The 20,571-nt window shown below is 57.4% G+C and carries 23 protein-coding genes; 11 read left to right on the top strand and 12 right to left on the bottom strand.

Annotation, left to right across the window (positions count from 1 at the left end; all coding sequences use genetic code 11):
- The first annotated feature begins 281 nt into the window (after positions 1-281).
- The gene (locus A7P96_RS07310; RefSeq protein WP_067526356.1) at positions 282-1,118 is read left to right on the top strand and encodes a 23S rRNA (adenine(2030)-N(6))-methyltransferase RlmJ; all 837 of its coding nucleotides are present in this window, start codon (positions 282-284) and stop codon (positions 1,116-1,118) included.
- A 230-nt stretch (positions 1,119-1,348) separates the two neighbouring features.
- Here A7P96_RS07310 and A7P96_RS10395 read toward each other — a convergent pair whose 3' ends face one another.
- Positions 1,349-1,774: a hypothetical protein gene (locus tag A7P96_RS10395; RefSeq protein WP_082887938.1), complete on the bottom strand. Its 426-nt coding sequence runs from the start codon at positions 1,772-1,774 to the stop codon at positions 1,349-1,351.
- Positions 1,775-1,858: 84 nt separating this feature from the next.
- The gene (locus A7P96_RS07300; RefSeq protein ID WP_067525927.1) at positions 1,859-3,484 is read right to left on the bottom strand and encodes an ABC-F family ATPase; all 1,626 of its coding nucleotides are present in this window, start codon (positions 3,482-3,484) and stop codon (positions 1,859-1,861) included.
- Positions 3,485-3,758: 274 nt separating this feature from the next.
- Between A7P96_RS07300 and A7P96_RS07295 the strand changes: the two genes are divergently transcribed.
- From A7P96_RS07295 to A7P96_RS07280, 4 genes are all read left to right on the top strand, one after another.
- On the top strand, positions 3,759-4,334 hold the full coding sequence (locus A7P96_RS07295) for a peptidylprolyl isomerase (protein ID WP_067526355.1): 576 nt from the start codon (positions 3,759-3,761) through the stop codon (positions 4,332-4,334).
- Between the two features lie 87 nt (positions 4,335-4,421).
- Complete coding sequence (locus A7P96_RS07290; RefSeq protein WP_067446756.1) at positions 4,422-4,913, top strand: peptidylprolyl isomerase; 492 nt, start codon at positions 4,422-4,424, stop codon at positions 4,911-4,913.
- Between the two features lie 77 nt (positions 4,914-4,990).
- Positions 4,991-5,224, top strand: a complete 234-nt coding sequence (locus A7P96_RS07285) for a zinc-ribbon domain-containing protein (RefSeq protein WP_067446754.1) — start codon at positions 4,991-4,993, stop codon at positions 5,222-5,224.
- 6 nt (positions 5,225-5,230) lie between these two features.
- A complete protein-coding gene (locus A7P96_RS07280; RefSeq protein ID WP_067525925.1) occupies positions 5,231-6,205 on the top strand; it encodes a glycosyl transferase family 90 in 975 nt (324 codons plus the stop codon).
- 105 nt (positions 6,206-6,310) lie between these two features.
- Here A7P96_RS07280 and A7P96_RS07275 read toward each other — a convergent pair whose 3' ends face one another.
- On the bottom strand, positions 6,311-6,673 hold the full coding sequence (locus A7P96_RS07275; protein ID WP_067525922.1) for a DUF2185 domain-containing protein: 363 nt from the start codon (positions 6,671-6,673) through the stop codon (positions 6,311-6,313).
- A gap of 11 nt (positions 6,674-6,684) precedes the next feature.
- Complete coding sequence (gene nagZ / locus A7P96_RS07270) at positions 6,685-7,770, bottom strand: beta-N-acetylhexosaminidase (RefSeq protein WP_067526354.1); 1,086 nt, start codon at positions 7,768-7,770, stop codon at positions 6,685-6,687.
- A 162-nt stretch (positions 7,771-7,932) separates the two neighbouring features.
- On the opposite strand from nagZ, the gene A7P96_RS07265 reads away from it, so the two are divergent.
- The 3 genes from A7P96_RS07265 to A7P96_RS07255 all read left to right on the top strand — a co-directional run bounded on the left by A7P96_RS07265 (position 7,933) and on the right by A7P96_RS07255 (position 10,348).
- On the top strand, positions 7,933-8,715 hold the full coding sequence (locus tag A7P96_RS07265) for an FKBP-type peptidyl-prolyl cis-trans isomerase (RefSeq protein ID WP_067525920.1): 783 nt from the start codon (positions 7,933-7,935) through the stop codon (positions 8,713-8,715).
- Between the two features lie 67 nt (positions 8,716-8,782).
- Positions 8,783-9,265 carry a hypothetical protein gene (locus A7P96_RS07260; protein ID WP_067525918.1) on the top strand — a complete coding sequence of 161 codons (483 nt, stop codon included), beginning with the start codon at positions 8,783-8,785 and terminating at the stop codon, positions 9,263-9,265.
- Between the two features lie 135 nt (positions 9,266-9,400).
- Positions 9,401-10,348, top strand: a complete 948-nt coding sequence (locus A7P96_RS07255; RefSeq protein WP_067525917.1) for an asparaginase — start codon at positions 9,401-9,403, stop codon at positions 10,346-10,348.
- Positions 10,349-10,436: 88 nt separating this feature from the next.
- On the opposite strand, the gene tehA is transcribed toward A7P96_RS07255, so the two are convergent.
- The 8 genes from tehA to A7P96_RS07215 form a co-directional block, all read right to left on the bottom strand.
- Entirely contained in the window at positions 10,437-11,381 is a 945-nt protein-coding gene (gene tehA, locus A7P96_RS07250; RefSeq protein ID WP_067525915.1) for a dicarboxylate transporter/tellurite-resistance protein TehA, read from the bottom strand.
- A 212-nt stretch (positions 11,382-11,593) separates the two neighbouring features.
- Positions 11,594-13,012 carry a type I glutamate--ammonia ligase gene (gene glnA / locus A7P96_RS07245; RefSeq protein WP_067525913.1) on the bottom strand — a complete coding sequence of 473 codons (1,419 nt, stop codon included), beginning with the start codon at positions 13,010-13,012 and terminating at the stop codon, positions 11,594-11,596.
- Between the two features lie 358 nt (positions 13,013-13,370).
- Positions 13,371-14,111, bottom strand: a complete 741-nt coding sequence (locus A7P96_RS07240) for a pseudouridine synthase (RefSeq protein ID WP_067525911.1) — start codon at positions 14,109-14,111, stop codon at positions 13,371-13,373.
- Positions 14,112-14,208: 97 nt separating this feature from the next.
- Positions 14,209-14,757, bottom strand: a complete 549-nt coding sequence (locus A7P96_RS07235) for a DUF1287 domain-containing protein (protein WP_231863664.1) — start codon at positions 14,755-14,757, stop codon at positions 14,209-14,211.
- Positions 14,758-15,025: 268 nt separating this feature from the next.
- On the bottom strand, positions 15,026-15,805 hold the full coding sequence (gene kdsB, locus A7P96_RS07230) for a 3-deoxy-manno-octulosonate cytidylyltransferase (protein WP_067525909.1): 780 nt from the start codon (positions 15,803-15,805) through the stop codon (positions 15,026-15,028).
- Positions 15,802-15,984, bottom strand: a complete 183-nt coding sequence (locus A7P96_RS07225; RefSeq protein ID WP_049258544.1) for a Trm112 family protein — start codon at positions 15,982-15,984, stop codon at positions 15,802-15,804. Before A7P96_RS07225 ends, kdsB begins: the two co-directional genes overlap by 4 nt.
- A gap of 124 nt (positions 15,985-16,108) precedes the next feature.
- Positions 16,109-17,161: a tetraacyldisaccharide 4'-kinase gene (gene lpxK / locus A7P96_RS07220; RefSeq protein ID WP_067525907.1), complete on the bottom strand. Its 1,053-nt coding sequence runs from the start codon at positions 17,159-17,161 to the stop codon at positions 16,109-16,111.
- A gap of 21 nt (positions 17,162-17,182) precedes the next feature.
- Entirely contained in the window at positions 17,183-17,683 is a 501-nt protein-coding gene (locus tag A7P96_RS07215) for a dihydrofolate reductase (RefSeq protein WP_067525905.1), read from the bottom strand.
- Positions 17,684-17,836: 153 nt separating this feature from the next.
- On the opposite strand from A7P96_RS07215, the gene ribH reads away from it, so the two are divergent.
- The 3 genes from ribH to A7P96_RS07200 all read left to right on the top strand — a co-directional run bounded on the left by ribH (position 17,837) and on the right by A7P96_RS07200 (position 20,488).
- On the top strand, positions 17,837-18,322 hold the full coding sequence (gene ribH, locus A7P96_RS07210) for a 6,7-dimethyl-8-ribityllumazine synthase (protein ID WP_067525903.1): 486 nt from the start codon (positions 17,837-17,839) through the stop codon (positions 18,320-18,322).
- A 24-nt stretch (positions 18,323-18,346) separates the two neighbouring features.
- Positions 18,347-18,790: a transcription antitermination factor NusB gene (gene nusB, locus A7P96_RS07205; RefSeq protein WP_067525901.1), complete on the top strand. Its 444-nt coding sequence runs from the start codon at positions 18,347-18,349 to the stop codon at positions 18,788-18,790.
- 237 nt (positions 18,791-19,027) lie between these two features.
- Complete coding sequence (locus A7P96_RS07200; RefSeq protein WP_067439319.1) at positions 19,028-20,488, top strand: TrkH family potassium uptake protein; 1,461 nt, start codon at positions 19,028-19,030, stop codon at positions 20,486-20,488.
- Positions 20,489-20,571: the final 83 nt, after the last annotated feature.

Below are 20,571 nucleotides of genomic sequence, written 5' to 3'. Positions count from 1 at the left end.
AATTGTCGTTCATTTGATTTTGGTCAATATTTCTCCCAGCCATTATCTTTATAATTCCTTCCAAGTTGAAAGGATTTAGTGCCCGGCTGGCAAGCAAAGCTGGTTGGTTGAAATAGAGATACTCCTGTTTCTTGCAACATTGGATTCATTTTCCTCTTGATGTGTGTGTGTTTAGGTGTGGCCAACTGCCACACCTTTTTTTATCTGCAATATTTAGCCAAAGTAGCGGAAGCCAACCAACCCGCTATAAAATGCCGCTTTTCCTAACTCAGCGCCACCCCATGCTCAGCTACCGCCACGCCTTCCATGCCGGCAACCATGCCGACATGCTCAAACATTTTATCCTGTTTCTTACTCTCAGCTACTTCAACCGCAAAGACAAACCCTATTGGTATATCGACACCCACAGCGGTGCCGGCTTATATCGCCTGACAGACGATGCCGCACAAAAAACCAGCGAACACCAACAAGGCATCAGCCGCCTGCTCGCCACGCCTGCCTTGCCCGCCGAGCTGGAACAATTCCGCCAACACCTGCGCCATATCCTGCCCGCGCCCGACTTCTATTGCGGCTCGCCCCGCCTCGCCCAAAGCCTGCTGCGCGACAGCGACAAAATGCGACTGTTTGAGCTGCACCCCGCCGACTTCGCCCTGCTGCAGGAAAACACCCGCGCCGACCACCGCATCATCGCCAAACAAAGCGACGGCTACCCAGGCCTGATTTCCCTCCTGCCGCCCCCGCCCCGCCGCGCCCTGATCCTCATCGACCCGCCTTACGAACAAAAACAAGACTACCGCCAAGTAGTCAAAACCCTGCAGGCCGCCCTGCGTCGCTTCGCCACCGGCTGCTATTTGCTGTGGTATCCCTGCCTTTCGCGTGAAGAAAGCCGCCAGATACCCGCCGAACTGCGCAAACTGCCCGTTACCCATTGGCTGCAAGCCAAACTGCATGCCCATGCCCCGCGCAGCGACGGCTTCGGCATGCACGGCAGCGGCATGTTCGTTATCAATCCGCCCTATCTGCTGGCCGAACAGCTCGCCGCCAACCTGCCTGCCCTCGCCGAACTCTTGGCGCAAGACAAAGGCGCAAGATTTGTGCTGGAGCAAGAAGGCGCTTAAGCATTTAAGTTCTCAGGTAGCCTTTTCCATGTAAAGGCTACCTGAAAACACAGCATCACGCCAAACCGGCAATCAATACATTAATTTGCCATACAACTGCCCCGGCCGGCAGCGATTTCTGATTTCCTCCGCCAATTCCAAAGCATTCCCCGCGCTGTTAAGCCACACCCGGTTGCCGGCCGCAGACAACGGCTTAATCCGATTTAAATTCAAACTGAGCGTTTGCGGCACTACGCCGGCCTGTTCCGGCATGCGGTATTGCAATAACAATTTGCTGGGAAAATTTCACCCCGCAAATTCACAAATTGCAACCATTCATAAGCTACAAAACCTTCGCCCGCACCCGATAAACAATAACGGATACCCTCTTCCTCCAAACGCATAAACTCGCGTGGCCCGGTACGTTTGCCATGCCACCGCCACCACACTAGCCTACATACCGCCACTGCAAGCAGCAGCAATATACCCAGGTGCAATACTGTTATTCGATATTGCCCAGAGAACATGGTCGGTTCCACCGACAAAATCCGTGCGCTATACAGCGGAATCAGCGGTATCCATAAAGCCACAATCCATGCCGTGGTGATGTAAGTGCCGTCCGGATCGTAATCGCATTCGCCAACAAATGTGGTGCCAAATCCATTGAGTGTGAACATGCTTTCCCTTTTTTTATATTTTTATTTGAACCATCTGGAAAAGGCTACCTGAAAATTGATTTCTCTTTCAGGTAGCCTTTGGTGTTACACCAAGCTTTTCTTGGCTAAGTAGCCTTCGTAATCACCCATGTAGTACTCGAAGCCGCCTTTGCCGTCGAGCTCGATAATCTGGGTGGCAAGCGAGGATACAAATTGGCGGTCGTGCGATACGAAAATCAGCGTACCTTTATATTTTTCCAGCGCCATGTTCAGCGACTCGATGCTTTCCATGTCCATGTGGTTGGTGGGTTCGTCCATAATCAGCACATTGGGGCGCAGCAACAGCAGTTTGCCGTAGAGCATACGGCCTTTTTCACCGCCGGAGAGCACTTTCACTTTCTTCACCACGTCGTTGCTGCCGAACAGCAAACGGCCGAGCGTGCCGCGAATCACTTGCTCGTCGTCGCCTTCCTGCCCCCATTGGCGCATCCATTCGGTCAGGTCCATGTCGCAGTCGAAGTCGTTTTCGTGGTCTTGCGGATAGTAGCCGACGGTGACTTTTTCCGCCCATTTGATGCTGCCTGCATCGGGTTTGATGTCGGAAAGTTTTTCGTCAAACGCACCAGCCAACAGTTTCAGCAGAGTGGATTTGCCCGCGCCGTTCGGGCCGATGATGGCGAGGCGTTGTCCTGCTTCCAGAATGTAAGACAGCTTTTCAAACAAGGTATTATCAAACGATTTGGCCAAGTTTTCCACTTCCACGGCTTGGCGGTGCAGCTTGTTTTTCTCGTCGGTTTCAAAGCGGATATACGGGTTTTGGCGGGTAGACGGTTTCACTTCCACCATTTCGGCTTTGATTTTATCGGCCTGTTTCAAGCGGCTGGTGGCTTGGCGGGCTTTGGATTTGTTGGCACTAAACCGCGCCACAAATTCTTGCAATTCCTGCAATTTTTCTTTGGCTTTGGCGTTGTCTTTCAATGCGCGCTCGCGGGATTGTGCGCTGGCGAGCATATAGTCGTCGTAATTGCCGGGATAAACGGTGATGGTGTTGTAGTCCAAATCCGCCATGTGGGTGCAGACTTCGTTCAGGAAGTGGCGGTCGTGGCTGATGATAATCATGGTGGAATCGTATTGGTTCAGCACGCCTTCCAGCCAGCGGATGGTGTTGATGTCCAAGTTGTTGGTCGGCTCGTCCAACAGCAACACGTCGGGTTTGGAGAACAGGGCTTGCGCCAGCAACACACGCAGCTTGAAGCCGGGGGCGACTTCCGCCATGGTGGCGTTGTGCAGTTCTTCGGCAATGCCCACGCCGCTCAATAATTCGGCGGCGCGCGCTTCGGCGGTGTAGCCGTCGTATTCGGCAAACTTGGCTTCCAGTTCGGCCGCGTGCATATAGTCTTCTTCGGTGGCTTCGGGGTTGGCGTAAATCGCGTCGCGTTCGGTCATCGCCGCCCACATTTCGGTGTGTCCCATCAGCACCACGTCCAGCACGCGCATGTCTTCGTAGGCAAACTGGTCTTGGCGCAGCTTGCCCAAACGCACGCCGTGTTCAATCGCCACTTCGCCGCTGGTCTGCTCCAAATCGCCGCCCAAAATCTTCATGAAGGTGGATTTGCCCGAACCGTTCGCGCCGATGAGGCCGTAGCGGTTGCCTTCGCCGAATTTGACGGAGACGTTTTCAAACAGCGGCTTCGCGCCAAACTGCATGGTGATGCCGGAAGTGGAAATCATGGGTGTGCCTTTGTGGAAAATTAGAATGTAAAAAGCGGACGATTTTAACACAATCAATGAGTTCTGTATTGCAAACAACTCTCCCCACCATAACCGGCATTCTATGACAGTGAAAGCCTTTCTTTCTTCTTGCCAGGCGAGGGCTGCAAACAGCATGAGCAATACCGCAACGCCAGCTAACGCGGCCGGCAGAAGTACTTTAGCCATGCTTGCAAAATTTTCAGGTAGCCTTTACCCTAACGCCTTTATTCATTTCCATATCTTAACCAACATCATGAACCAACCGTTCCGCACACTCATCCTAGCCGCCGTACTCGGCTGCTCCGCCCTCGCCGCCCACGCCGAAACCCGCGTGTTGCTTGAAACCAGCCAAGGCAATATCGAGCTTTCCCTGGATGAAACCCGCGCGCCGAAAACCGTAGAAAACTTCCTCGCCTACGCCCGCAGCGGCTTTTACAACGGCACCATCTTCCACCGCGTGATTCCCGGCTTCATGATCCAAGGCGGCGGCCTCACCGCCCAAATGGCCGAAAAAGCCCCCATCCGCCGCGCCCTCGACAACGAAGCCGCCAACGGCCTGAAAAACAACCGCTACACCGTCGCTATGGCGCGCACGGCCCAGCCGCACTCCGCCACCAGCCAGTTTTTCATCAACCTGAAAGACAACGAATTCCTCAACCACACCGCCCCCACCGCACGCGGCTACGGCTATGCCGTGTTCGGCAAAGTAACTGCCGGTAAGGAAGTGGTGGACAAAATCGCCGGTGTGCCCACCGGCACCGTGGATATGTATCAAGACGTGCCGCGCACGCCCATCGTTATCCGCCAAGTACGCGTTCTTTCGCAATAATCCCAACATAAAAAGGCTACCTGAAACCCCAAACTGTTTTTCAGGTAAACTCTTCCCTTTCCTCCAACCCATTACAGGACGGCAAACATGATCAAACTCCATACCAACTTCGGCACTATCGGCATCGAGCTCGACCACGAAAAAGCCCCCGAAACCGCTGCCAACTTCGAACAATACGTGAAAGACAGCTTCTACGACGGCCTTATTTTCCACCGCGTGATCAAAGGTTTCATGATTCAGGGCGGAGGCATGGACGAAAACATGCAGGAAAAGCCCTCCCGCGCCCCGATTAAAAATGAAGCACAAAACGGCCTGAAAAACAATAAATACACCCTCGCCATGGCGCGTACCCAGGCCCCGCACAGTGCCTCCTCTCAATTCTTTATCAATACCAAAGACAACGACTTCCTCAACCACACCTCCCCCAGCCTGCACGGCTGGGGCTACGCCGTATTCGGCAAAGTGGTGGAAGGCCAAGATGTAGTTGATGCTATCGAAGGTGTTGCCACCAAACGCCACGGCTACCACGACGATGTGCCGGTTGAGCCCGTAGTGATCACCAAAGCCGAAATCGTATAAGCTAAACCAGCCGAGCCGGCCGCAACGTGCTGGCTCGGCTTTCACACATAACCATATAAGTACAAAGAGAAATCGCCATGATCTTCATCTGGGGCAGTAAAGGCTATTTTGACGACCTCGGCGAAAGCTGCCTCTGCGGCAACTGCAACAACCGCGTTAATCTACACATCACCAATGCCTACACCAAATTCACCTTCTTCTTCATCCCCCTATTCCGCATAGAATCAAAATACTACCTCACCTGCCTCGTTTACTCCCACGGCTGGAAGCTCAAACGCCAGGAAGCCAAACAACTGATACAACCCTGCTAAACCGCCATGCCCATCGATCTCGGCATCTACCACCGCCGCCTGCACAAACTCGCCTACTACACCCGCCACAGTCCATTCGGCCTGTTGCCACACCGCTTACTCGCCAAATCCATCGAGCCCGTATTGGCCGAGTTTGTCCGCCTCCCCAGCGAAACCCAGCAGCAAATCCGGCAGCGCGTGGACTACTGCAACCGGCAAAACCAGCCGTTTACCCTTTCAGCTAGCCTCACCCCGGTAGGCCAAGCTGGTAACTTCAAACGCGGCAGCCACACCTCCGCCTACTACTACGACCTCGCCACCCTCCTGCGCTACTTCCCGGCAGAAGCCCGCTTCGCCTACGAATTCGGCGATGTCACCCACATCTCCGCCCAGCCCGCCTTCGTGAAAAGCCGCCCTATCCGGAGCGACAACCAATACTCCGTTTTACTCAAGCTCGACAGCGTGCGCCATTTCTACATCTACCCCGACCGCACCCCATTTGCCGCCAAACGCAACCAACTCATCTGGCGCGGCGCCGCCTTCCAAGAACAGCGCCTGCGCTTCTTGCGCCAATACCACAACCACCCTCTGTGCGACGTCGGCTGCGTACACAAACAATCCATCGGCCAGCCCTACCACCGCAGCTTCATGAGCGTAGGCCAACAGCTGCAATACAAATACATCCTCAGCATCGAAGGCAACGACGTCGCCACCAACCTCAAATGGATACTCGCCTCCCGCTCCCTCTGTTTCATGACCACCCCCGCCTACGAAACTTGGCTGCTGGAGGGCCTGCTGCAGCCTGAAGTCCACTACGTCCACCTCCAGCCAGACTACAGCGATTTCGAAGAAAAACTCGCCTTCTACCAACAACACCCCTACGCCGCCGAACGCATCATCCGCAACGCCAACGCCTATATGCAGCCCTTCTTCAACCACAGGCAAGAACTGATCACCAACCTGCTGGTGATGCAGAAATATTTTGAATTGGCCACAAGCTAATTGATCAGCCTGGCTTACCCGGCCACAACAAAAGGCTACCTGAAAATCAAAAAACCACTTCAGGTAGCCTCTATACCGCCCGCCATCACAATGATGACACCAAGCTCACTCCTGCGGAATCTCCCAATCGCTCACCGCCACAAAATCCGGCTGGTGTAAATCCTGCTCAAACACCGAGCCGGTGGAGCTGTGCAGCAATTTGGCGATCGCCGGCTGGTAGTTAGCCATGCGTTGCAGGCTGTAGAGGTGGAAGTTGGCCGCATTGTCGGCATAATCATCGTCTTCAAAACTGGAAAACATCCGCCAGCCGCTATCGGGCGGGAAGGCCGAATCAGGCTCTTCCCGATACAGAAAACGAATCGGCATGCCTTCTTTGGCAACCTGGTCGGAAACGATGGCATAGCCCTGCGGCACGTCTTTTACCGACAGCTCTTCTTCCGGCAGGCTGAAAATTTTCGGGTTCAGCATAAGTATTCTCCTTAAAACGCCTCGCCCACTTTCACACCACCAGCCAAATCTTGCGGCGAGGAGAGTGCGGCAGTGAAGGCTTGGGCGGCTTGGAATGCGGGCTGCTGCATTACTGCGGCGTAATCGCTTGGTGTGCCGCGCCCGGCCATGTATTGCCAGCGGGCGGCCAGTTGCGGGTTTTCAGGTAGCCTGAAGCCTTCGAGCAGCTCATCCACCCAATCGGGGCGGTTGCACACCAGCACGATATCGCAGCCGGCGGCAAAAGATTGCGCTGCCCGCTCGCGGATGCCGCCGGCCATGCTGGCGCCTTCCATGGTGAGGTCGTCGGAGAAAATCACGCCGTTGAAACCCAAATCCTGGCGCAAAATTTGTTGCAGCCAGATGCTCGAAAAACCGGCAGGTTGTTTGTCCACCTGCGGGTACACCACATGCGCGGGCATCACGGCGGCCATGCCCTCGGCAGCCAGGGCGCGGAAAGGCTGGATATCTGCCGCCATCAGTTCGGCCAGGTTGCGCGGGTCTTCGGGCAACACGTGGTGGCTGTCGCCGGAAACAAAGCCGTGGCCGGGGAAGTGTTTGCCGCAGCTTTGCATACCGCCCCGGTTGAGCCCGCGTTGTAGCGCCAGCGCCAACGTGGTAACGGTGTCGGCTTGGCAGTGGAAGCTGCGGTTGCCGATCACGGCGCACTGTCCCCAATCCAAATCCAACACCGGCGTAAACGACAAATCCACCCCGCAAGCGCGCAATTCTGTCGCCAACACCCAACCCACCTGTTCCGCCGCCGCTTCTGCCGCTGCTTGGCCTTGCTTTTCCCAAATGCCGCCCAGCGTGCTCATGGCCGGTAGGCGGGTGAAGCCTTCGATAAAGCGCTGCACGCGCCCGCCCTCATGATCCACGGCAATCACCAACTCCGGCGTACGCAAAGCCTTGATTTCGGCACACAAAGCCTGAAGCTGGCTGCGGTTTTGGTAATTGCGGCGAAACAAAATCACGCCACCCACGGCGGGGTGCAGCAGGCGTTGTTTTTCCTCCTCGCTCAAGCGGTAGGCGGCAACATCGGCCATAATCGGGCCGCGCGGCAGGCAAACAGGTTGCATAGCAAATCTTTCTGTGTGTTCGGTGCAAAGGCGGAATTTCATCACTTCCGCCGCGAAAAAACAAGCCGAGACCTTTTAATTCAGGTAAAACCGATTGAAACGGCACGGCAGAAATGATGTAATGCCCGCTGTTGTTTCTTTTCATTCATATTAGGGAGTTTTATGCAAACCAACACATTCCGCACCGGCCTGCTGGCCGCCGCCGTGGTATTCGCCCTGGCCGCCTGTAACCAACAGCCCGTTTCCGGCAGCGCCTCTGCTCCGGCCGCATCTTCCCCTGCCGCAGCTTCAACCGCATCCGGCCCCGCTGCCGCTTCAGGCCCTGCCGCCGCCTCCGACGTATTGGCCGGCATGACCGAACAGCAAAAAGCCAGCTACCTCATCGGCTACCTGCAAGGCCAACAGCTGGGCGACGCCAACACTATCTTAGATTTCGACCAAGCCACCCTGATTAAAGGCCTGCAGGCCGGTATGGCCAGCCAGCCGCTGCCCGTGAGCGACGAAGAAGCCAACAACATCCTGCAGCAATACCACACTGCCCAGATGGGCAAACTGGCCACCCGCCAGCTGGAAGAAGGTAAAGCCTTCCTCGAAGCCAACAAAGCCAAAGAAGGCGTGAAAACCACTCCCTCCGGCCTGCAATACAGCGTGAAAACCGAGGGCACCGGCAAACAGCCTACTGCTAAGAGCACTGTAACCGTACACTACGAAGGCAGATTGCTCGACGGCACCGTGTTCGACAGCTCCATCAAACGCGGCGAACCCGCTACCTTCAAGCTCGACGGCGTGATCAAAGGCTGGACCGAAGGCCTGCAACTGATGAAAGAAGGCGGCGAATACACCCTCTACATCCCCGCCGAACTCGCCTACGGCGACAAAGGCAACCCCAGCATTCCGCCCAACTCCGTGCTGGTATTCGATGTTAAACTGATTAAAGTTCAGTAATTCCATCAGCTAACTAAAAGGCTACCTGAAAAGCAAAACGCTTTTCAGGTAGCCTTTAAGCCATGCCATGCTCACACTCGATCCCGATTCCAACCGCCAATTCATCATTATCCGCAATCATCAAGACATTGCCGTCTGCACCACCGAGCTCAACGAACAAGGCCAGCTCATCAGCCAAACCACCGCCGAATTCGACTCCCAAAACCGCATACGCGGCTTCTTTTGCTACACAGCCGCTGCCGGCCGCATCACAGCCTGCCGGATTTATCACTACCACACTCCGCCCTTCGCACAAGAAGACGGTTTTGCCGACTACCGCGACACCGGCAACGGCCTCCAGCTTCTGTGCTACACCCACTCTTACCACATCAATGCACAAACCGCCCGCTGCGACTGGTTTGATGCCCAAGGCGAATTAGCCTACTACGATTGGTTCGTACACGACCCCGCCATCGGCGAACACATCTACGCCGGCACCTATCTGCCGCACGAAACCGCACACCTGCCCGCAAACCTAATCCAGCCCTATTTGCCTGTTTACACCGACTAATTGGTTTTTCAGGTAGCCTGTGCTTCATCCCACCAACACACCAAGGCTACCTGAAAAAGAAACCCCAATCCCCTACCCCAACTTTCCAACTAGCCCCTATAATCCCATATCCCATTTCCAGCAAACCATCCCGCCATGCAAAAAATATTCGTCCTCTACACCGGCGGCACCATCGGCATGAAGCCCAGCCCCAACGGCCTCGTTCCCGATGCCCAGCTCGCCGAACAAGCCCTGCAGCCCTATGCCGAACAAGCCGTGTTTCACTGGCACATCTGCCAGCCCCTGATCGACAGCTCCAACATCACCACCCAACATTGGGCAGAATGGCTCGCCATCCTGCAAGCCGCCCTGCCCGAGCACGACGGCATCCTCGTCTTGCACGGTACCGACACCCTCGCCTACACCGCCAACTTCCTCGCCCTTGCGCTCGACAACGGCGGCAAACCCATCGTCCTCACCGGCGCGCAAAAGCCCTACCACGCCGCCAACAGCGATGCCCCCGCCAACCTGCAAACCGCCATCGCCGCCCTGCAAAACCCCCAACTGCACAGCACCGTTATCGCCTTCGGCGGCCGGCTCTACCCCGCCATCGGCAGTAGCAAATGCAGCACCGAGCTCGACCAAGGCTTCGACAACGCCCACTTCAACACCTGGCAGCCTAGCACCCCACCCCGCCGCCTCAGCGGCCTGCCCACCAGATTCAACCCAGCCGCCCGCGTGTGCAGCCACCTGCTTACCCCCGGCAGCAGCCCCGAGCAAATCGCCCACAGCCTGCGCCACTTCCCCCAAGAAGCCGCCATCCTGCTTTCCTACGGCCAAGGCCACGCCCCCGCCAGCCCCGAATTGCTCGCCGCCGTGCAACACTTCACCCAAAACGGCGGCCTGCTGCTCAACATCAGCCAAGCCCACTACGGCCGCACCGGCACCGCCTACGCCCAAGGCAACGCCCTGCGCCAGGCCGGCGCAGTGGGCGGCGGCAAATGCAACATCGAAACCGCCACCGCCCTCATGACCCTCGCCGCCAGCAACCACTGGACGGCCGACCAGCTGCAACGGGCTTTAGCGCAATTGGATTTGCTCTGATACCTTCCTCTGCTACAAAAAGGCTACCTGAAACCGTATAAACCGTTTTCAGGTAGCCTTTAACCTTTACAACAAGGGCATAAGCAGCCTAACGCACCAAAAACCGCCCCTGCCACACCAAATACAACGTTCCCGCCAACAGCAGTGCCACCCCAGCCGAGCCACTTACCGCCAGCACCGTGCCCAGCCACACCAACCTGCCCGCCTCCAGCAGATGCAACCCGCCGCCGCACATGGCCGCCAAGCCGAACGAGAAGCTCCACCAGCTCATGCTAAACCCGCCCTCGGCAAACCAGCCCAGCAGGCGCAGCAACAGCAGAAACTGCAAACAGCCGTATCCCATCAAGGCCAGCGCAAAAATGTCGATTGCGCCGCCGTTCACCGCAAAATACGCCCCACAGCCCACAAAGGCCGGCGCAAGCTGGATGCCCACTATCCCGCGCACCTGCGGTGCAACCGCCACCGCCGTGCGCAGCCTGCCTAAAATCGCCGCCTCCAGGCTAAACCAAGACAGCAGCCCCGCACCGAAAAACAACACCGCATAATCATGCTTCCCCAGCACATCTAGCGCCGTGGCACTCACGAAATTAGCAGCCACCGTAGGCAGATAAATCACCGGCGTAGTGGCTGCCAAGCTGTGCAGCCCGCGCCACAGCCCGGCAGCACGATACATGGCAAACGCCAGCTGCCCAGAAATGCCGGCATACACCAGCACGCGTGCCGCCCCGGCGGCATACGGCAGTCCAGCAATGCCTGCCAAGGTGGTGGTAATCGGAATGGCACTGAGAAAACAGCATTGCACCAAATCAGTTAAGTCGCTTAAAAAATCATCGCGATAAGCCAATATCTTGCAAACGTAAGCCGCCACCAGCACCAACCACACCACAAACGCCGCTGCCAGCAGCCATTCACTCGGCCAAGCCGGCATCAGGCCTGCCGCTGCGCCATAGCGCCACGACAAACCCAACGCGAATAGGCCGATGGTGGTGCTGAAATAACTGAGCGGAATCGGAAATTTGCGGCGTGCGCCCATGATGTGTTCCTTATTGCTTGGATAATTTAAAACAGGTGGCATCATACTGGCATTCCTCTGCTCCAAACTATCCGATTTTGCTCAATCTGCCGCCATTTTGTCTCGTGCAATCATGGGACAAAGGCTACCTGAACCTGCGAAAGGCAGCAGCCAGGGCAAACATTCGGTATAAAAAAGCCACCTGATTGTTCAGGTAGCCTTTTCATTCTGCCTTACAGCGAGTAATACATTTCAAATTCCAGCGGGTGCGGCGCCATGCGGATGCGGCGCACGTCTTCTTCTTTGAAGGCGATGTAGCTGTTGATCCAGTCTTGGCTGAACACGCCGCCGCGCAGGAGGAATTCGTGGTCGGCTTTGAGGGCGAACAAGGCTTCTTCCAAAGAGGCACACACGGTCGGCACCAATGCATCCTCTTCCGGCGGCAGGTCGTAGAGGTTTTTGTCGGCCGGATCACCGGGATGGATTTTGTTTTGGATACCATCCAGCCCAGCCATCAACAGCGCGGCGAACATCAAATAGGGGTTCGCGGTAGGATCCGGGAAACGCACTTCAACGCGGCGGGCTTTCACGCTGTGCACGGTGGGAATGCGGATGGAAGCGGAGCGGTTTTTGGCGGAATAAGCCAGCTTGGTGGGCGCTTCAAAATGCGGCACGAGACGTTTGTAGGAGTTGGTGGAGGGGTTGGCGATGGCATTCAGCGCTTTGGCGTGCTTGATGATGCCGCCGATATAGTAAAGGGCGGTGTCGCTCAAGCCGGCATAGCCGTCGCCGGCGAAGAGGTTTTGGCCGTTTTTCCAAATGGATTGATGCACGTGCATACCGCTGCCGTTGTCGCCCATCAAAGGTTTGGGCATGAAGGTGGCGGTTTTGCCGAAGTTGTGCGCCACGTTGTGGATCACGTATTTCATGTCTTGGGTTTGGTCAGCACGGTGTACCAAGGTACTGAATTTAGTACCGATTTCCATCTGGCTGCCGGTGCCCACTTCGCCATGGTGCACTTCCACTTCAATGCCGATTTCCTGCAAGGTATTGACCATGGCGGAGCGCAAATCCTGCCCGGCATCCACCGGCGCAACGGGGGCGTAGCCACCTTTCACCATCGGGCGGTGGCCAGTATTTTGGCCGTCCAAATGCAGGCCGCTCGACCACGCGGCGCTTTCGGAGCTGATTTCGAAGCGGGCTTTGTGCATATGGGTTTCAAACTCAATGCCGTCGAACACAAAAAATTCAGGCTCGGGGCCAAAATAGGCGGTGTCGCCCACGCCGCTGGCTTTCAAATAAGCTTCGGCACGGCGGGCGATGGAGCGCGGGTCACGGTCGTAGCCTTGGCCGCTGGCCGGATCGATCACATCGCAAGTGAGCACCACGGTGGCATCATCGTAGAAAGGGTCGATGAAGGCAGTAACCGAGTCGGGGCGCAGCATCATATCGGAGGCCTGAACGCCCTTCCAGCCGCCGATAGACGAACCATCGAACGGATGGCCGTTTTCAAACCACTCCTCCGGATCGTCCAGCACCACCGCGGCGGGCACGGTGAAATGGTGCTGTTTGCCTTTAGTGTCGGTGAATCGCAAATCAACGAAACGGACATCGTTCTCTTCAATCATGCGAACTACATTGCTGATGGACATGGTGGCACTCCTTAAAATATACAGAAATAAAATCAAGCAGGCATTTTGCCATAGCCGTCGCCCGGGCGTATAGCTTTGATTGCAGTTTTTCTCAAATCAACTGCAGGAACAAGCGAAGAACACAGCATACACGTTACCTGAAATCACAACACCTGTCCCAAATGAATACACTAAAGGCTACCTGAAACTCCAACTTCGCAAAAACTCTGCCGTGCCGTATTTTCAGGTAGCCTTTAGCATATTCATAGTGGATTAAAATAAGAATGAGACAAGGCGGCGAGCCGCGGACACAGTATAGGTAGTACAGCTAGGCGAGACAACACTGTAGCATTCTTATTTTAATCCGCTATCTTCCCAATCAAAACCGCTCGTGCGGCGCCAGATAACGCCACTGCCCCGGCGGCAGCGCACCGAGTTTCACCTTGCCGATGCGGATGCGCTTGAGCCCCACCACGCGCAGCCCCACCAGCTCGCACATGCGGCGGATTTGGCGTTTTTTGCCCTGTTTCAGCACAAAACGCAGCTGGTCTTGGTTTTGCCACGACACCTTGGCCAGCCGCAACGCTTCACCGTCTAGCTTCAGGCCGTGGTTTAGCAGACGCAGGCCTTCTTCGGAAAGTTTGCCCTTCACCCGCACCAGATATTCTTTCTCCACGCCGCTGTTTTCGCCAATCAGGCTTTTGGCCACGCGTCCGTCTTGCGTGAGCACTAGCAGCCCAACCGAATCGATATCCAGCCGGCCGGCGGGGGCGAGGCCGTGGCGGTGTGCCGCTTTAAGCTTTTGCGGGCTTCGGTCTTCCGGCCAATGGTTGGCTTCGGTAACCAGCTCGGCGGCGCTGCGGTAGCCTTTTTCAGCCTGCCCGCTCACAAAGCCCACAGGCTTGTGCAGCAGGATGGTCACCCGCCCGGCCTGTTCTTCATGCGCGGCGCGGTGCAGCTCGATGCGGTCGCCAGCGCCCACCTTTTGGCCGAGCACGGCTTTCTCGCCGTTCACGCTCACCCAGCCGCGCTCGATATAGGCATCGGCTTCGCGACGCGAACAGAGGCCGAGCTCGGCCATGCGTTTGGAAAGGCGGACGGTGTTGTCGGGTGTGGTCATATTCGTTTCTTTGTTAGGCAGATGTTAATTTCAGGTAGCCTGCTTGGCGTGAGGAGGCTACCTGAAAAACAGCATCGGGCTTGGCCGCGCCGCCACTTCACGGTGCCCTATTGGCGGGCTGCCTGAAATGACCGACGATTTCGTGGCGGAACAGGATGTCCTCTTCGCGCGTGCCTGCGCCGATATTGTGGATAATCAGCGGTGTATCACCCTGTTTGCGGTCGGATACGATGCCGATATGCGGCAGCCTGCTGCCTGCCAACCGCCAGATAACGATGTCGCCCGCGCGGTATCCGTCTTGCACCGCCCAGCCGTGCCGTGCGAAATAAACCTCCAGATTCGGCACGCGGCGGTGGTCGATATTCGGGTCGGGGCGTTTTAGCCCCCAGCGGTTCGGGTAGGCGGAAAAATTCGCTTTCATGTCTTGGTGAACCAGCTGCTGCAAGTCTATGCCCTGCTGCCGCAGTGCGCGAATCACCACATCGGTGCACACTCCTTTTGCTATCGGCACATCGCCCATCGGATAATCTAGCGCAGTATAGGCGGGGTCATAGCGCACGGTTTGGCCGATTTGGCTGCGGGCGGCGCGGACGATGGGCGGCGCCTTATCCGCGTTGCCGACCTGTGCCGATGCGGGCGGCGGCATGGTTTCAGGCAGCCGAACAGCTTTGGCGCGGGCAGCGGGATTTTGCGGCGGGCGGGTGGTGTTCGCAAAATAAGCGGCAGAGAGGGCAACAGCAATCAGGAGAGCGGAGAAACCAACGCGGCAGAGCAAACGCATAACACAACTCCTTAAAAGCGGTCGTTCAAGGCGGAGACGGAGGCAAGCTGTCTCGGGAGAACAGGCTACCTGAAAGCATCAGCTTCAACGAAGTTAAAACCATATTGGCTTTGCTCAGCCGAGCTATTTATTTTCAGCTAGCCTCTTCGGGATGCCGGGCAAACCAATCGCGTACGCGCCGCAAATCTTCGGCGGTGTCTACGCCGGCGGCGGGGGCGTTGTCGCACACGGTTACGGCGATTTTGCCGCCGTGCCACAACACGCGCAGCTGCTCGAGCGATTCGATACTTTCCAGCGGTGAGGGCAGCAGGCCGACGTATTGGTGCAAAAAGCCCACGCGGTAGGCATATAGGCCGATATGGCGCAGCGGGGCAAACCCTTCGGGCAGCACGGCTTGCGTTTCGGCGAAAGCGTCGCGCGGCCAGGCGATGGGGGCGCGGCTGAAATAGAGGGCGTTGCGCCGTTGGTCGAGCACCACTTTCACACAGTTGGGGTTGAGAAACTCGGCCGCGTCGGCAATCGGGTGGGCGGCGGTGGCCATTTGCGCGCTGCTGCTGCCGAGCAATTCGGCGGTGCGGTTGATGAGGGCGGGGTCGATCAGCGGCTCGTCGCCCTGCACGTTTACGGCGATGTCTTCATCGGCCATGCCCAACAGCAGCGCGGCTTCGGCCAGGCGGGCGGTGCCGCTGGCGTGCTGTTTGCCGGTGAGCACGGCTTCGATGCCGTATTCGGAGCAGGCGGCGGCAATGGCGGTGTGGTCGGTGGCCACGACGACGCGCTGCGCCTCGCTCAGCTTGGCGCGCTCGGCCACGCGCACCACCATGGGTTTACCGGCAATATCGGCCAAGGCTTTTTCAGGTAGCCTGCTGGAGGCCAGGCGGGCGGGGATGATGACGGTAAACGGGGTGCTCATGCGTGCAGCTCTTCTTCGGTGAGGGGGCGGGCTTCGTTTTCCAGCATGATGGGGATGCCGTCGCGGATGGGGAAGGCCAGCTTGGCTTGGCGGCTCCACAATTCTTGGCGGCCGGCATGGTATTCGAGTGCGCCTTTGGTGAGCGGGCAAACGAGGAGGTCGAGGTATTTTTTGTCCATGGTTTGGGGTCTCCGGTTGGTTGGGTTGACGCGGCGGGTATCGGGCGCGAACGCCTGTTGGCAAAACTGCTTGCGCTGTGAGGCTGCCCGAAACTTTTCCGCGCGGCCTGCCGCGCCGCTGTTTTCAGGTAGCCTTTCCGTTTTCAGGTAGCCTGTGTTCCCTATCTGGCAGGCAGCGGCGGATTACGGCCTGCACTAAGGCTTCCGGCAATTCGGCGCGCACGGGCAATACCCATACTTCCTGCGCGGTGTCGGCGGCGAGCTTCACCGCGTCTTTCTCGGTAACGATGTAGCAATCGGCCGCGGGCAAATCGGCAATCTGCCAGGCGGCGTGGTCGGGCAGGGCCATTTGCCGTTCGGTTTCGATGCCCAGCCGCGCCAGTTCGGCAAAGAAACGTTCGGGCTTGGCGATGGCGGCGGCGGCGATAACGCGGCGCTGTTTCAGGTAGCCTTCGGGCAAGGGTTCGTGCGGGCGGTGCAGACGGTAAATCTGCCCGCATTGCAGGCGGCTGCGGCAAAGCAGCACGTTATCCGGCAGCGCCCAATCCGGCTCGGGGCTGTCGGGCGTGCTGTTGGCGAGCAGCACGGCGTTTACACTTTCCAAGCGCTGCAAAGGCTCGCGCAAATTGCCGTTGGGCAGCAAATCCAGCGGCCGCCCCACATCGGCGGCGGGGAATACGGCCAGCTCGAAATCGCGTTGCAGGGCGTAGTGTTGCAGGCCGTCGTCGGCAACGATGATTTGTACTTCGGGATGCGCGGCCAAAAGCGCCCTGCCCGCTTCGGCACGGCGGCTGCCCACGGCGGTGGGGGCGCCGGTGCTGCGGTGCAACAGCAGCGGTTCGTCGCCGGCCTGCGCGGCGGTGCTTTGGCTGTTTAATACGTGCACGCCCTGCCCGCTGCGGCCATAGCCACGGCTGATGATGCCGGGGCGGATGCCGCGCTCCTGCAAGGCGCGCACCAAGGCCTGTGCCACAGGGGTTTTACCGCTGCCGCCGGCCTGCACATTGCCCACCACCACCACCGGCACGGACAGCTTTTCGCTGGGCCGCCTGCCTTTCAGGTAGCCTTCACGCCGCCGCGCTGCCAACAGGCCAAACAGCCGTGCCAGCGGCCATAAAATCGGCGTGAGCAGCGGGTTGGGCGTTTGCCAATGGCGCTCGATCAGGCGGTGCAGCATTTTTCAGGTAGCCTCAATCTTTCAGCTAGCCTGCGGTGCGCGGCGGTAGTGCACGAAATCGAAGCGGATGCCGTTGGCGGCAGCGGTGTGGCTACTGCGTTCAACCTCCTGCCATTCGGCGGGGTCAAAGGTGGGGAAAAAGGCGTCGCCGTCGATATCCAAACGCACTTCGGTGAGGCGTAAATCGGTAGCCAGCGGCAGGGCTTGGGCGTAAATCTGCGCACCACCCATGATGATGATTTCAGGCACGTCGGCCAGCACGGCCAGCGCGGCATCTAAGCTGTCGGCACGTTCTGCGCCTTCGGCCTGCCAGCGCGGCTGGCGGGTAATCACGATATTGCGGCGGCCGGGCAAGGGTTTTTTGGGCAGCGAATCCCAAGTTTTGCGCCCCATCACCACGGGTTTGCCCAAGGTGTAGCGTTTGAAAAAGGCGAAATCTTCGGCAATATGCCAGGGCATGGCGTTGCCGCTGCCGATGCAGCGATTGTCCGCCACGGCGGCGATAAGGGTGATGGTTGGCATGGGAGGCTACCTGAAAACGGAAGGGGCAAAACGCCGCCATTGTAACGCAAGCCATCTTCCTTCACAGCCCCAAAACGTGCGCTTTGGTGTAAAATCCGCTTTCTTTGCGGCGCATGCCGCTTTTGCTTATTTCACTACAACGGAGCAGCGGACATGACCATCATCCCCCCCAACCACGACGGTGCAGGCCTGAATATCGGCATCGTACAAGCCCGTTTTTCCAACGAAATCGGCAGCGCCATGCTTGATGTGTGCACCGAAAAACTGGTGGAACTGGGCGTACCCGACGGCAACATCACCGTAGCCACCGTGCCCGGCGCGTTGGAAGTGCCGCTGGCGCTGCAAAATATGGCGCAGTCGCACAGCTTTGATGCGCTGGTGGCCTTGGGCGCGGTGATTCGCGGCGAAACCTACCATTTCGAATTGGTGTCAAACGAATCCGCCGCCGGCATCAGCCGTGTAGGGCTGGATTTCAACATCCCCATCGCCAATGCCATCCTCACCACCGAAAACGACGAACAAGCCCACGCGCGAATCCAAAGCAAAGCCGCCGAAGCCGCCGTGGTGGCGGTAGAATGCGCCAATCTGCTGCGCCACCTCAATCCGGCCGGCAACAACCTGCCCGATGCCATCGTGTAGCCCTTGATTTCAGAAAGCCGAGTAATGAAACCGAAAAACCGCACCCCGCGCCGCCGCGCGCGCGAATTTGCCGTGCAGGCGCTGTATCAGGCCGCGCTCAATCAGCTGCCCGATACCGAAGTGACCAAAAATATCCGCGAAAACGAATACTTCGCCAAGGCTGACAACGAGCTCTTCACCGCCATTTTCTTCGGCGTGCAGGCCAAACGCCGCGAGCTGATGCAGATTATCCGCCCGCTGCTCGACCGCGACGAAAAAGACCTCAGCCCCATCGAATGCGCCGTGCTCCTAGCCGCCGCTTTCGAGCTGCGTGATATGCCGGAAACGCCCTACCCCGTGATCATCAATGAGGCAATTGAAGTCACCAAAACCTTCGGTGGCATCGACGGCCACAAATTCGTCAACGGCATTTTGGACAAACTGGCGGCCGAACTGCGGCCCAATGACCCGAAACGCACTTATAGCTAAAGCACTTATTTCTTCATACAAGGCAGCGAGCCGCAGACAGTATAGGTAAAAGTATGGCAAGACAGGCTAACGTCGTATAAAGAAATAAGTGCTTTAGCTATGACCCACGCTCATTTGCTCATGCCGCAAGCTACCTGAAACTGCTGTATCCGTTTTCAGGTAGCCTCAACCGCCACCACAACACCCCGTTAAAACAAGTAAAATACATCCTTTTCCACAGGCCACCTAAGCCACACCATGTACTACAAACTCGCTCCCATCATCCACATCTTCTCCCGCCTTGGCTTCGTATTTTCGCTATTGCTCTTGGCGCCCACCATCGTGTCGTATCTCTACCAAGATGCTGCTTTCTGGATATTTGCTGACACCGCCGCTGGCACCATCTTCGTTTCCGGCATCATCTGGCTCATCACCCGCCGCCACCACCGCGAGCTGCGCGCCCGCGACGGCTTCACCCTCGTCTTCCTTTTATGGGTAGGCTTTGCCATGGTCGCCTCCCTGCCATTCTACTGGCATTTGCCCGGTATCAGCTACACCGACGCCTTTTTTGAAGCCATATCCGGCCTTACCACCACCGGCGCCACCGTCTTCACCAACCTCGACAGCTTCCCCCCCTCACTTAACTTCTGGCGCCATCTGCTCAACTGGGTAGGCGGAATGGGCATCATCGTGTTAGCCGTGGCCATCCTGCCCATGATCGGCGTGGGCGGCACCCAGCTCTTTAAAGTCGAAATCCCTGGCATCCACAAAGACAGCAAACTTTCCCCTCGCATCTCCCAAACCGCCAAAAACCTTTGGTTAATCTACGTTTTTTTCACACTCCTTATCTGCCTTGCCCTGCGCCTGGCCGGTATGAGTTGGCTCGATGCCGTGTGCCATGCCATGTCCTGCCTCGGCCTAGGCGGCTTCTCCACCCACGACCAAAACATCGCCTATTTCAATTCTCCACTCATCGAAATCATCATCACCATTGGCAGTGTTATGGCCGCTATCAACTTTACCAACCATTATTACGCCTTCCGCCAATGCAGCCTCAATGCCTATCGCTGCGACAGTGAAGTGCGCGTGATGATTACCACCCTAATTGCCAGCATTATCGTATGCTCCCTCTATTTGTGGCACAAAGATTTTTACGCCGACTGGCCGCACGCCCTGCGTTACGTCGGTTTCAACTTCGTCTCCATCGGCCTGGCCAACGGCTACGCCAACACTGACTTCGCCACCTGGCCGCTGCCCGTATCCCTGTGGATGTTTTTCCTCGCCAACATCCTCGCCAACGCCGGCAGCGCCGGTGGTGGGCTCAAAACCATCCGCGCCATCGTATTGTTCAAATTCAGTCTGCGTGAAATGATGCTGCTCTTGCACCCCAACGCCGTGCACACCGTAAAAATCAATGGTATGCACATCGCAGAGCGTACCGCCATGACCGTGCTCGTGTTCACTGCCGTTTATTTCCTCACCATCATCTTCGCTACCTTCGCCCTCATGGCCACCGGCCTCGACTTCGTAACCGCCCTCACTGCCACCACCGCCTGCATTACCAACGCTGGTCCCGGCCTCGGCAGCGTGGGCCCCGCCGGCAGCTACGCCAACCTAGCCGACGCCCAAAAATGGCTGTGCTCTATCGTCATGCTACTCGGCCGCTTGGAAATCTTCACCGTGTTTATGCTTTTTACCCCCGCCTATTGGCGCAAATAGCGTTTGATGATTTCAGGTAGTCTCAAACGGGAAGAGGGCTACCTGAAATAAAGCTGTTGAAAAGCTGAAGATAGGTAGGCCAA

It is taken from the genome of Eikenella sp. NML03-A-027, assembly GCF_001648395.1.
In the GTDB taxonomy this organism is placed as follows: Bacteria; Pseudomonadota; Gammaproteobacteria; order Burkholderiales; family Neisseriaceae; genus Eikenella; species Eikenella exigua.
The sequence above is the reverse complement of the archived record's forward strand: the minus strand, read 5'-3'. Positions and strand labels throughout refer to the sequence as shown.